Raw genomic sequence first — 12885 nt, 5'->3', positions numbered from 1 at the left:
CTACCCTTGAGGGCGCCGAGGTCCGGGTGCCGTACACCAAGGATCAGGTCAAGGGGCTCCGCACGTGGACCCGGAAGATGAACTCAGCGTCGAGGAGGAAGAGCCGCTCTACCGGCACTACGAACTCGCCGGAACAGGAACCTCTGCCGGCGGCACCGCCGGAACCGGAGGCTACTCAACCGCCGGAACCGGAGGCTACTCAACCGCCGGAACCGGAGGCTACTCAACCGCCGGAACCGGGATGGATGCCGGGACCTACACCGCGGATGCGCCAGGCACCGTCGGCCGTGACACCTCTGGCCCGACCACTGACGATGCCATGACCCGCTCGGAGGAACAGCTCCGGGTGGGTAAGGAAACCCGCGAGGCAGGCCGGGCCCGGCTGCGTATTTACATCGTGAGCGAGAACGTCACGCAAACGGTCCCAGTCAGCCGTGAGGAGGTGCGGGTCGAGCGCGAGCCCCTCACCGACGCCAATGTCGGGGCTGCGATGTCCGGGCCGGAACTGAGCGAGGAAGAGCACGAAGTGGTCCTCCACGAGGAGCGCCCCAAGGTCGAGAAGGAAACCGTCCCGATCGAACGGGTCAGGCTCGGTACGGAGACCGTCACGGACGAGGAAGCTGTGTCCGAAGAGGTGCGCAAGGAGCGGATCGAGACCGACGGCACCGACGAGGTCGGACGCCGAGGCCGCTGACCTGGCGGACCTGGAAGGGACGGGCGCTGCCTGTCCTTTCCAGCCCGCAGGTGATCCCCCAGTCGGTCCGTCCGGAGCGCATGGCCGAGAACCTCAATGAACGCCGACGAAATCACCCGCGGACCGCGCCGCGTTCTCAACCCGCCAATCCCGCAAGCTTGCCCGATCTGGTGCATGAGACCGGGGTTCCTCTACCATCCGACTCCGGGTTCGTACGACCCAAAGCTCCACTCCCGCCCGCCCGGGTCCAGCACGCGAGCCCGCCGCGTCCCCCACTCAGTGTCCTCGGGCCGGAAAACCGATACGCCTCCGGCATTGACTGCGGCGGCGTAGAGCAGATCAACATCGCCACTAACGACATACATGCCCGCCCCGGTCGACCTCCCAACAAGCGGAGCTACAACATAGTCGCTGTCATCACTCGCGACCATGACGACAACCTCGTCCATCCGCAGTTCAGAGTGCATCACCGTACCGCCAGGACCGTCCTGACGGACGACCACTATAAAACCAATCGCTTCCAGCCAGGCAATTGCGGCGGGAGCGTCGGCGTAGCTCAAGTAGGGCGCCAGCTTTGGTGCCATACCAGCATTTTACGTCGATCAAGGTGTGCTCGCGTTCGGCTCAGACATCACCCGTCGCCGATCCCCGCCGCCGCGACCAGTCCGGCATTCCTCGCCAACGAATTTTGCTCAGATAGGTCGGGATCTCACCAACGACGACTGTAGATTGCCAGGCTATTTGTTCCCGAGGAACATCCCCTCGCCCGCGTTGACGCAGCAGCACAAGCCCGGCCGCATCTTCCCGTAGCCAAACTAGTTGATCTTTTCTTACATCGGACTCGGCTACTGAGGGCGCGTTGACCGGGCCTGTCAAGCTATCTGGCCTATACAGCCCGGCCAGCCCGCCAGCCCGGATTCCAACGGTGTCCGACTCTTGACAGCGGCGGTGAGCAGTAGGAGCGTGGGAGGGACGTTATTAGAGCTTTATTGGCCCAAACTTAAGGTTTCTTAAGGGGCTTGGCCACTAACTAACCCGCAATCACCCAGCACCCAACGATCCGGCAGCAGTTCGGCAGGGGGCTTCCGGAGCCGTTCCGGAAGGCGTCGCCGTTTCCGGAGCGTTCTTGAGGTCCGCATCGGCAAGTCGAACGGATGGGGCTGGTGGCATGGAGTGGGACACGGAACCGTCCCTGGGGAGCGGTCCGAGGGTCGTAGTCGTCTCGGAGCAGCACGACGCGCGCCAGGCCCAGCCGCGGTGCGTCACCGAGGAACTGCGCCGGCACGGCACCCGGGTACACACCCACGCGTTCGCCGGTGGCCCGGTTTCGGCCGAGGTGTCCTGGGAGCTCGGCTGGGCCGACGTCGTCGTGGCCCGCGAACGCGCCGCGCTCGGAGCCATTCGGGTTCCGGCCATGTTTACCGGAACCTATCCGGTCCCCGCCGCCGGAGCCCGGGTGGAGGCGGCCCGGCCATGAAGATCACCTTCCTTGTGCGCAGGTCCGCTGAGGAGGGACCGTCCATCACCCCTGATGTCGTGGATGTCAATGCCTTCCCGGGGTTCAAGGGTGTCCCGGACGCGGCCTTGCGGCTGGCCGATTACATCTGCGCCACAGCTACCGAGCACTTCGGCCCCGTACTGGCACGAAAGGCGATGAGGTCATGAGGGCAGTAGCCATAGGACCAGGACGCGTGGGTCTACCGTGATCATCCGCAGCAACGGAACTACAGGCAGTGCGGTGCGCCAGACCCATCCTGCAGAGGAACTCCCAACTGTCTTGCCGCACCGGGCGCGGCGCATTATGTTCGCCAGTGCTGAGGCGTACCCGTTCATGAAGGTAGGCGGGCTGGCTGATGTCAGCAGCGCGCTTCCGAAGCGGCTGGCTGAGCTGGGCGTCGACGTGCGCCTGGTGATCCCGGCGTACCCGGGACTCAACGGAAACCCGTTGTTGACGTTCGACGTGGATTATGGCCCCGTCGCCCAGCCGGTCGTCGTCCGCAGCCTCCCGCCGCTGGGCGGAGTGGAGGTCCTCGCGCTCGACCTTGCGGGGTGGTTCGAACAGGCGGTCCCCTACAGCTACCAGGACGACGACGTGATGCCGTTCGTGCTGTTCTCAAAGGCAATCGCCGCTTTGGCGGCGCAAGGCCCTTGGCGGCCCCACGTCATCCACTGCAATGACTGGCACTGCGGTTTGATCGCCCAGGAAGCCCGTCAGGGACCCTACCGGCGAGAGCTGGCAGACACGGGCACCGTCTTCACGATCCACAATATTGCCTATCAGGGGCGGGTTGGGGCCGCCACTGACCGGCTGATCGGATTGCCCCCCGCAGGAACTCTCCTCGAGCGGGGCATCGCCTTCGCTGACCGGGTCAACACCGTCAGCCCCCACTACATGCAGGAAATCCTGACTCCAGCACACGGAGCAGGTGTTGACGGGCTGCTTCGTGCGAGGGTCGAAACCGTGCGGGGCATTCTCAACGGGATCGATTACGAGGAGTTCAACCCCTGCCGGGACCCGTGGATCGAGACCCGCTATGACAATTCCTTCATCGCCGGCAAGCGCGCGAACAAGGTGGTCCTGCAGCGAATCAGCGACTTGGAGCCCGCACCGGACCGCCCGCTGTTTGGCATGGTCGCCAGGCTTGTTTCGCAGAAGGGAATAGGGCTGCTGTCATCGGCCCTCGACCAGTTCGTAGCGCGCGGGGCGCAAGTCGTCGTGATGGGCGAGGGGGCGCACCGGTACCGGCGGGAACTGAAGGCAGCGGTCCGGCGTTTCCGGGGCAGTGTGGCATTCCATCCCACGTCGCGAGAGTCCCTGGCCCGGCAGGTCTATGCGGGTTCGGACCTTTTCCTTGCTCCGTCCGTTTTCGAGCCCTGCGGGCTCACGCCGCTGATCGCCCTTCGGTACGGCACCATCCCCGTTGTCCGCCGAACGGGTGGACTGGCGGACACTGTGAAGGATTACGTCGAGGATCCAGCCGAGGGGCTGGGGTTCGTCTTCGTGCAGCGCCGGGTCGCCTCCATGCTGTCGGCTGTGGATAACGGACTGGCGGTGTACCGGCGCGCGCCTGAATGGAATCGGCTGCAGCAACGGGCGATGAGGGCGGACTTCTCCTGGCGGGGACCTGCACGTGAATACGTGGCGCTCTACGAGGAGGCTGCCAACTCCCGCCGGGCAGGGAACGTAGTCAGCAGCGCCGCATCACCCGCCATCGCGATGCCCCGGTCGGGGCAGCGGTCCACTCCACTTCCACTGGCGCTCGTCCAGCATGCCAATCAGTTCCTGGTCACCGACGGCTATCGGGACCGGGAAGGCCTGACCTCGCTCGTAACCGGTTACGCCGCCCTGTTGCGGTTGCATGAAAAGTATCGGGTCCCACTGAATCTCCATCTGTCCGGGACGATGGTCGAAGCAGCCGCCTGGCACGACCCTTGGTTCCTCGCAGAGGTCCGCCGGCTGCGCGACGTCGGCCTGATCTCACTCATCGGCGGAACATACTCCGAAAGCATCCTCACGGTTTTCGACCGGGAGTTTATCCGGCGGCAGCTGCATGAACTGTTCTGGCTTTACCGACGCCACCTTGGCTGCCCCCCGGCGGATTTGGACATCTGCTGGATTCCCGAACGGGTGTGGGACACGGACCACGTCGCGAAGGTGCTGACCGACCCGGCCCTGCCGAATGGCGGCTACCGGTACGTCCTGCTCGATGACAGACTGCTGTACCCCACAGATGGCGCCCACGGCGGCAGCGACAGGGCGGACTTTGACGGTGCCGACCCTGCCAGTCCCCCTCCTGCCGACGCCCTGCGCCCTTACCGCATCGAAGGCGGCTACGGCCTGCAGGTGGTGCCGATGTCAACCCGGGTGCGCTACTGGATTCCTCCAGATGACCGGAGCCACTGGCGCAGCCTGTCCCGGACAGCCGATCTTCCAACCGCCCCCGGTGACGACACCGTTTTGGTTTATGCCGACGACATGGAAAAGAGCGCCGGAGTGGGCCCATGGCACCCCAGCGCCCTTGAGAGGTACGAGGAGTTCCTCCGCTGGCTGGCCACCCAGCCGAACCTGATACCGGTGGATCTGCCGTCCTGGCTCGACCAACGCCGTAGGGCAGCCGGCGCCCGTGTCGTCGAACGCGGCACATTTGTGGAACTGGCCCAGGACTGGCATGCGGGAGAAGACTATGGTGGCTGGAACCGGGACGAGGCGTGGGGCCCCTACCAGGAGCACCTCGCCCGGGCACGCCGTGCAGTGGCCGGCGCAGAGAGGGCAGGTGCCGAACCACGGCTGACGGCACTGGCCTGGAAGCACCTGCTCGCTTCGGCGTACGAGACGGCCTGGCACGACGTCGACCGCCCGGACCGGCCGCCTGCAGCCTGGGCCAAGGCGGTCGCGAGCCATGGGCGCGCTACCGGCGTGTTGGTTGCCGCCGCCCAATGGTTTGGCGGCCAGGCGCGCTCCCTCGGGGCCGAGCTGGTCGATATCGACGACGACGGCATTGAGGAACTGGTTTTGAGAAGCGAGCACTTGTTCGCTGTGCTGGCCCCGGCTCACGGCGGTCGGCTGGTCTACCTCGCGTGGCACGGCCCGGACGGCGGCGTGCTGATGGTCGGAAACCCGACCGATGACTGGAACCGCCAAGAGGAAATGAACAGCTACATGGAAGTACCCGCCAACCATCCAGGGGGGCTCGCCGACAGCGGCGGTGTGCACGACCGCCACGAAGTGACCCTCCACCGCGAAGACGGCGTGCTCCGGGCCGAGCTGACCAACGTGCAAGAGGGCAGCCTGCTTCACGGCCTCCGCAAGCAGATCGTTTTGGACAACGTCAGCCCTTCCTTGCTGGTGGCCTACGACCTGCCTGCGGCCGTACCGGCGATCACCGTCGATACGTGTCTGTCACCCGACTACTGCGGACTCCTCCGCCACGGTGCGGCAGAGCTGCAGCGCCAGGGAGGACCGAACTGGCGTGGTGTTCGCAACTGTGGGACGGCGGTGTGGGTTGCTCTGCCCGGCGACGAAGGCACTACCTGGTGCGAGCCAGACGGTCCGGAACCCGGGCACGGCGTGCTTGTCCGCATGCGCGCCGAGGCGCGCTCGTTCCATCTGCTCATCGGGATCGGCGACGTTGGCGACGATACCGCTGAACGGGCGGTGAGAGCCGGACGGGAACGGCTCACCTACCTGACTGCGGAAACGACGGGAGACCTGACATGAGCACCTACACCGGCGCGGCCGCGCCTGTCACTGCTACTGGGGCTGAACGGCTCGCGATCGCCGAATCATTGCTTGCCTCACCTCCGCCACTCGATGCCCTGCCGCCAAGCCGGGTAAAGGTGCTGACCCGCTCCGTCGTACATGCCTCCCGGAGCCGGCCGGTAGTCCGGTGGACGGTGACACTCGACCCAGGATCCGGCCCCTCAGCTCCGCTCCCGGTAATCGGCAAGGGCTACCGCATGGGCGGCGGCGAGCAGGCTTGGCAACTGCTCAACGGCCTGCGTCATGCCGGCTTCGACGATCCCCAGCTGCGCGTTCCCGCACCGTACGGCTTCGATCCCGCCCGTCAGCTCTTCGCACAGGAGGAGGCACCGGCCACCACCCTGCACTCGCTCCTGGAGGGCGACCCACAGGCGACAGCGCCTGAGGCCAGCCGGGCGGGCCGCTGGCTCGCCCGGCTGCACAGTATCCCGGATATACGGGGCCTTCGGATTCCCGTCCTGGCGGAGGACTTCGAACACGTCAAGCTCACTGAGTACACCAGGGCATTGGCCGACCTTCTGCCTCAGGCCGCCGTCCGGCTGGGAAGGCTTGCCGCGGGGACTTTGGCGGGACTGGCCCGGGTCGATGGAGGCCGCGTGGTGACCCACGGTGACTTCCAGCCTAAAAACATCCATTTGGACCGGCACAGCATTGTGGTTATCGATTTCGACCGGGCCGCCTGGGCCCCTGCCGCACGCGACCTTGGTCACTTCATCGGGCAGACCCTCACGATGGGCGCCGCGCGCCGCGGGACCCTGCGAGCCGCCGTGCCCTGGGTTGAGTCGTTCGTGGACGGCTATATCACGGGCGGTGGCGATGCGGGTGCCGTCAGTTCAGCTCCTGCCTACGTTGCCCGTACTTTCGCAGAGGTGCTCTTCTACCGCCTGGTGGTCCGCCCTGTCAGGAACTCGTCGTTCGTGCCGGACTGGCTTGACGCGTGGGAAGCAGCCGTTGAGACCGCAACGGGGTGTGGGTACCGGTGAAACGGTCCCAGCCGGGGGCCAGGGGGCCCAGCACCGCCTCTCGTCGCCACCCGTCAGGCACCTCGGGCGTGCCGGTCATGAGCGCGCGCCTGATCTTGAAGACCTTCGGACCGTTCCTGCGGCCGCAGTGGCCCGGGTGCGTGCTGGCCGCGCTGCTGGCAATTGCCGGCACGGGAGTGGCGCTGCTCAAACCATGGCCGCTGAAGTACCTTTTCGACAAGGTACTGTTTCCCAGCAGTGGTCACGCTCCCCAGGACGTGCAAGCCATCCTCCTCCTCGTCATCGCTGCGTTGGGCGGCATCGCCATCCTGGACTCGCTGGTCAGCTCCGCACGGAGCTACGTTCTCACAGTGGTCGGCGAACGTGTCGCCGCCTCCGTCCGCACGAAGCTGTACGACCGTCTCCAGCGGCTCCCGCTCCGCTACCACGAGCGGACGCCAACCGGTGAACTGACCACGCGCCTCACCGGAGACGTCGATAAAGTGCAGGCGCTGCTCACCGGAACGCTCGTGGATGCTTCGACGAATATCATGACGCTGGCGGGCATGGCAGGGGTGCTGCTGATCCTGGACTGGCAGTTGAGTCTGGCGCTTTTGCTAACGCTGCCGCTGCTCCTGCTAACGGTCGCCGGTTTCCGCGCCCGCATCCGGGCAGTGGAGGAAAACTCCCGTGTCATCGAGGGCGACATGGCAGCCGTGGCGCAGGAGGCGTTGGTGGCGATCAAACTCGTCAAAGCCTCAGGGAAGGAAGATCACGAGTCCAGGCGCTTCCGGGACCGCTCCAACGATTCTGTCGCAGCAGTGCTCCGCTCTGCGCGCACGAGCGCTGTCTTCGGGGCCGCGGTGGACGCGGTGGTGGCCACGGCCACGGCTGGTCTCATTTGGCTCGGCGCCCAGCGCGTACTGACAGGTGACCTTACCCCGGGCGATCTGGTGATCTTCACGTCGTACCTGCGTGACTTCTTCAGCCCAACACGGGCCCTGTCGAAACTGCCGGCCCAGTTGACCCGGGCCGGCGTGCGCGCAGCACGCATCGCGGACACTCTCCAACGTCCCCTGGAGCTGCAGGACAAGCCCGGCGCCCGTCCCGCGGCCCCGCCAAAGGAGAAGCTGAGCCTTGAGCGCGTAAGTTTCGCCTACACTTTAGACCGCCTCGTTTTGCGAAGCGTGGACTTGACCGTCCCCGTGGGCACCACTCTGGCGGTCGTCGGCCCCACGGGTGCGGGCAAATCGACGATCGCGGCCCTGATGTGCAGGCTGCAGGATCCCACTAGCGGCCGCGTCCTGCTCGACGACGCGGACTTGCGCGACCTGACCGGCGAGAGCGTGCACACCCACGTCGGGCTCGTCACGCAGGAGGCACTGCTGTTCCGGGCGACGATCCGGGAGAACATTGCGTATGGGCGTCCTGACGCCTCACTGGACGAGATCAAGCGAGCCGCCCGTGCTGCCCTTGCCCATGACTTCGTGACGGCCCTTCCGCACGGCTACGACACGGTGCTGTCCGAGCGCGGGGCGACGCTGTCCGGAGGCCAAAGACAGCGGCTGGCGCTGGCACGCGCGGTCCTGCAGGACTGCCCGATCCTTGTGCTCGACGAGCCCACCACCGGCCTTGACGCCCGCTCCGAGCATGCCGTGCTGCGCGCACTTCGCCAGGTCGCCTCCGGACGCACGTCAGTAATCATTACGCACCGAATGACCGCAGCAATGGAAGCGGACGAAATCGTGGTCCTTGACGGCGGGCAGGTGGTGGAACACGGCTCGCACCACAAACTCATAGCGGCAGGCGGACTCTACGCCGAGATGTGCCTGCTCCAGGGCATCAGAGGTTCCCAGCCGGTGCTGAAACGCAGGGGCGCCGGCTACGGGCGCCCCACCAACCTTCCCCGTGATTTCGAAGCAGACGACCCCACTACCCATTTAGGGGAAGCCAGGCCATGACGGAGCCAAGCTTCCAGCCAGTGCCGGGTTGCGTCGCGGGTTCCACCGGAGGCCCCGCCTCCATCGGCGGCGTCCGCAACGCGCCCTCCGGCAGGGCCGAGCCGGAGGCCGGCCTGACCGGCCGGCGGCTGCACAACTCGGTGGCCCGCCAAGACTGGCGGTTGTCGGCGGCGGCGGACGAACCACTGCTGTTCCGCGTGTTGGAGGACGCGTACGACCTTGGCCGCTGGCGGGTGTGGCACCGCGCCAAAAGGGGTACCTCGAACCTCAGTTGGTTTGTCAGCACGGACGCGGGTGAGGTGGTGCTGCGGCGCTCGCACAACCTGAAGACGGTAGCCGGCGCGCAGTTCGAGTATTCCCTCATCGATCACCTGCGCCGCCACGGCTACCCTGCCCCGCCCATCCAGCGCAGCCGTGACGGCGCGGTCTGTGTCCAAGTCGGGGGTGTCCTGCATACGGTCATGCACCTGATGCCCGGCCACGCTTTCGATCCCGGCGACACGTACCAAATGGCCGCCGCTGCGCAGGGTCTTGCCCGCTACCACGCCATCGTGTCCAAGCTGACGCCGGTGGGAGAGCCGCACCGCTCCTCGGGCTTGGCTGCCCTTGGGCAACTGGGCAAGGAGCATCTGTACGCCGCGGTCGACGTCGTGTCGCCAGTGCTGGACGTCAATGCCGGAGCGGAGGTACAGGAACAAGCCCGCTATCTGGCCGGCAGGATGGAGCAGCTGAACGTCGGGCTCGGGCAGCAACAGAAGGACCTGACCGCTCTGGCGATCCACGGATCCTACGGCCAGTCGGCTCTGCTGTTCGACGGGGGCCTGCTGACCGGTGTGCTTGACTTCGACAGGTCAGCGCATGACTTGCTCACTCTGGATCTGGTCTATGCAGTGAGGTCATTCTGCCGGCAAGACCCGGTCGACGGCCCCGGGGACGACATTGACAAAGACCGCTGCCGGACCTTCCTTCGGCATTACCGCAGCCACACCCCGCTGGCGGACGCGGACCTGGCCGCCCTGCCGGAAGTCTTCCAGGCCCACCGGCTGATCATTATCGCCAAGAAGTGCGACAACTTGCTGATCAAGCAGGCGATCGCACCCCGGCAGTCCAAGGACGCCCACAGTTTCGCGCGGTTGCTGAAGCGCGAGGGCGCACGAGTGCGCTGGCTCACCGATAATCCCATCACCGTAACGGAGGACACATGAACCGCACCGAAATCCGGGCCCAGAGCCGTCAAGTCAAAGAGGAGCAGGTCAGCCGTGCAAAATGGGTCTGCACACCAGAGTTCCTTGACCGTTACATCCGCCCGCACCTGGGCGCTGCCGGCGCCGACGCTACGGCCGACGGCGGCACCTGGACCACAAACGTGATTCAGCTGGACGGCTCGGGGGCCGCCACGGTACAGGTCGAACTCGACGGCAGCGCCCCCGTCTTCGCCAAGCTGTTCCCCTTCGACGACGGACCTGCGGTGCACGCAAAACTGCAGACGATGCGTAACGCGGGGCTGGGAGCAGGGTCACCGTACCAGGTCGTCGAGCCCCTGGCCTGGTATGGGACAGAAAAGATCCTGCTGTGCCAGGGAGCCCCCGGCCGGCCGCTCTCGGCGCTGCTCGACGACGGCGCTGGACTCGTCGAGGGGTGCGCCCGTGCGGGATCGTGGCTTGCCCGCCTGCACGGCATGGAACCGCAGATCGGTGCCCCCCAATCCCTCCTGGTGACGGGGGAACTGACGAGCCTGGCCAAACGCCTCGCCAAAGTGGTGACCGAGCACCCGGATTATGTCGATATGGCTCTGGGCATGCTCAGCCGCCTGGACGCCCTCAGCCACTACACCGTGGACGGCATTTTGGCACAAAGCCACGGGCAGTACCGCCCGATCCATGTTTTCCTCACCGACGACACGGTCACCGTGATCGACCTCGACCGCAGCGCGCCGGCAGACCCCGCCCGCGATGTGGCTGAGTTCCTGCACCGGGTGCGCCAAGGCGTTCACGCTGCCACCGGCGACTTTTCCCGCGCCGATCAACCATGCGCCGCGTTCCTCGGCGCCTACCGGGAGGCCGCCGGCGGCGAACGTTTGTCAAACCTGCGCTTCCATTGGGCGCGTTACATCTTCCACAGCCTCAACCGGGAGATCAAGAGCGGCGAAGCCGACTGGCGGAACGGCGGTAACACCGCATTCCGGCACTACCGGGACGAGTTCTACCGGGTAGCGGAAGGACGGGCGGGAGCGTGACGCCAACTGTGGGCATGCTGCTGGACCGTGCCGGGCAGGAGTTCCCGCTGGCCGAACTCGCGATTCTGTGGCCGCTGGGCGGCTGGACGTCCGTCACGCCGGTGACAGGCGGCAAAAACGAGCACCTGCGCGTTACTGCCGGGAACGGCATCCACTACCTGCGCCGCTCGTACCGGTCCAAACCGCGTGAGGAACTCACCCGGCAGTTGCATTTGATGCGGCTGCTCCGGGACCGGGGATTCCCGGCACCGGAGGTGGTGCCCGCCCGCTCCGGAGAGAATCACGCCGACCTTGCCGGACGTCTGTGGATTGCTACGCGGGCCGTCGAGGGGATGCCGTTCGACGACGAGTCGCCGGCCCATGTGCGCGCCTTGGGACAGACGCTCGCAAGGTACCACCAGATCGTTGCCGACCTGCCCGCGGTGGTGATCGAACCGGCGGTACTCACCGAGTTGCGCAGCCGGAGCAAGGAAGAGGGGGTGGATCCGTCGCTGCGCGCCCGGACGGCGCACTTGGTGGAGCGGCTGACCTACCTGTTACCGGGCCTGCCCCGGGTGGTGGTGCACGGCGGCGCCCGGCGCGGCAGTCTCATCTTTAACGGCGATCAAGTGGCAGGAGTTCTGGATTTCGACAGTTCCCACCCGGATGTGCGGGTTCTCGATCTTGCGGTCGCCGTCCATGATGTGAGCAAGGTGTACACGAGCCAGGGGCAGGAGGACCACAAGGTGGCGCTCAACCTCAACCGGGTCACCGACCTGCTGGCCGCCTACAGCCGGGAGGTGCGGCCGACGGCGGCCGAGGTGGAGGCGCTGCCGCTGCTGCTGGAGGCCAAACGCCTGAAGCGGGGCCTGGGGCGCCGCAGCCGGGGCCGGAGAGGAGAAGCCCTCTCCGACAACGATCATGCAAAGATCCGGCTGGAAGACCAGCGTCTCGCCTGGCTTGACGGACATCGGGACACCCTGTTGGCCGCCTGCAATAATGCGCTGGCGCGTGTCCCCGCGTCATCCCAGGCACACCCTCGCGAAATCCGCTAGTGACAGATTGCTGGTTGGGGCAGACAAAGGGCACGGCCCGTACCGGTGCACCATCACGTCCTGATCGTCCGAGTCGCCGGACCAGCGCAGACGGGGCTTGCCCTCCTGGGGATCGGCTAGAGCGAACGCCTGCTGCCACAGAGAAGTGGCGCTCGCGTTGTTCCGACCCGTGAGCTGCCTCATCTGGGCCGCTGACGGCTTCCGCGGCGGCCACAACTGCTTGTCCGATTAGATGCCGGTCATAAAGCCAATTCAGGACCGCGTCCCGGATCGCTGGGGTGCGGCGCCTTGGGTTCTTCCTCAGTCTTGAATGCCGCAGCTGCATCAGCGCCAGGTTGATCCACCATCACGGTGCGGCTTCCCATATTTAGAAGGCCATGATTATGCAAACCTAGTTGGAAGACTTCCAACTACCCTGAACGTTCCTTCCAACTAGTTGAAGTCCATGGTTTCGCGGTTCAAGTGTCACCGGGGAGTCGGTCGAGGGTTCGGCTAGTTGGAAGATTGTTCGGTATGCTCTCTTGGCCCGCTTGAGGACAGCCCTGCCGGCCACGAGGGTTTCCGAATTGGGGGCGCGCGGTTTCAGGCGCCGCACGCAAACCGTCGTCCAGGGCGGCAGGGCCGATAATTTCACGGACCCGCTCAAGCCGGTAATGGGGCGTCGCAACGTGTGCGGACCAGGCTTGGCACGTTGGGACCTACGCTCCGCACGGAGTCGAGGTAGGCGAGCACCGCCTG

Annotated in this window: 10 protein-coding genes; 9 read left to right on the top strand and 1 reads right to left on the bottom strand. The window is 66.0% G+C overall.

From position 1 onward, the window contains the following. The first annotated feature begins 64 nt into the window (after positions 1 to 64). Positions 65 to 694: a YsnF/AvaK domain-containing protein gene (locus AC5RW2_RS03970; protein ID WP_493962163.1), complete on the top strand. Its 630-nt coding sequence runs from the start codon at positions 65 to 67 to the stop codon at positions 692 to 694. Between the two features lie 191 nt (positions 695 to 885). Here the strand turns inward: AC5RW2_RS03970 and AC5RW2_RS03965 are convergent, their stop codons facing one another. Further along, positions 886 to 1278, bottom strand: coding sequence for a VOC family protein (locus AC5RW2_RS03965; RefSeq protein ID WP_493950630.1), 393 nt, complete (start codon positions 1276 to 1278; stop codon positions 886 to 888). Positions 1279 to 1862: 584 nt separating this feature from the next. On the opposite strand from AC5RW2_RS03965, the gene AC5RW2_RS03960 reads away from it, so the two are divergent. The 8 genes from AC5RW2_RS03960 (at position 1863) to AC5RW2_RS03925 (ending at position 12147) form a co-directional block, all read left to right on the top strand. Then, a complete protein-coding gene (locus AC5RW2_RS03960; protein WP_493950631.1) occupies positions 1863 to 2171 on the top strand; it encodes a hypothetical protein in 309 nt (102 codons plus the stop codon). After that, entirely contained in the window at positions 2168 to 2359 is a 192-nt protein-coding gene (locus AC5RW2_RS03955) for a hypothetical protein (RefSeq protein ID WP_493950632.1), read from the top strand. The genes AC5RW2_RS03960 and AC5RW2_RS03955 overlap by 4 nt, the downstream gene beginning before the upstream one ends. Positions 2360 to 2495: 136 nt before the next feature. Continuing rightward, the gene (locus AC5RW2_RS03950) at positions 2496 to 5912 is read left to right on the top strand and encodes a glycogen/starch synthase (protein ID WP_493962164.1); all 3417 of its coding nucleotides are present in this window, start codon (positions 2496 to 2498) and stop codon (positions 5910 to 5912) included. Then, positions 5909 to 6937, top strand: a complete 1029-nt coding sequence (locus AC5RW2_RS03945) for a phosphotransferase family protein (protein ID WP_493962165.1) — start codon at positions 5909 to 5911, stop codon at positions 6935 to 6937. Before AC5RW2_RS03950 ends, AC5RW2_RS03945 begins: the two co-directional genes overlap by 4 nt. Positions 6938 to 7014: 77 nt before the next feature. Beyond that, entirely contained in the window at positions 7015 to 8877 is a 1863-nt protein-coding gene (locus tag AC5RW2_RS03940; RefSeq protein ID WP_493962166.1) for an ABC transporter ATP-binding protein, read from the top strand. Further along, positions 8874 to 10082, top strand: coding sequence for a phosphotransferase (locus AC5RW2_RS03935; RefSeq protein ID WP_493950636.1), 1209 nt, complete (start codon positions 8874 to 8876; stop codon positions 10080 to 10082). The genes AC5RW2_RS03940 and AC5RW2_RS03935 overlap by 4 nt, the downstream gene beginning before the upstream one ends. Then, positions 10079 to 11113 carry a phosphotransferase gene (locus AC5RW2_RS03930; protein ID WP_493950637.1) on the top strand — a complete coding sequence of 345 codons (1035 nt, stop codon included), beginning with the start codon at positions 10079 to 10081 and terminating at the stop codon, positions 11111 to 11113. The genes AC5RW2_RS03935 and AC5RW2_RS03930 overlap by 4 nt, the downstream gene beginning before the upstream one ends. Next, positions 11110 to 12147, top strand: a complete 1038-nt coding sequence (locus tag AC5RW2_RS03925; protein WP_493950638.1) for a phosphotransferase enzyme family protein — start codon at positions 11110 to 11112, stop codon at positions 12145 to 12147. Before AC5RW2_RS03930 ends, AC5RW2_RS03925 begins: the two co-directional genes overlap by 4 nt. Positions 12148 to 12885 lie beyond the last annotated feature (738 nt).

The sequence above is a fragment of the Arthrobacter sp. B0316-1-20 genome (assembly GCF_059091865.1).
The sequence above is the reverse complement of the archived record's forward strand: the minus strand, read 5'-3'. Positions and strand labels throughout refer to the sequence as shown.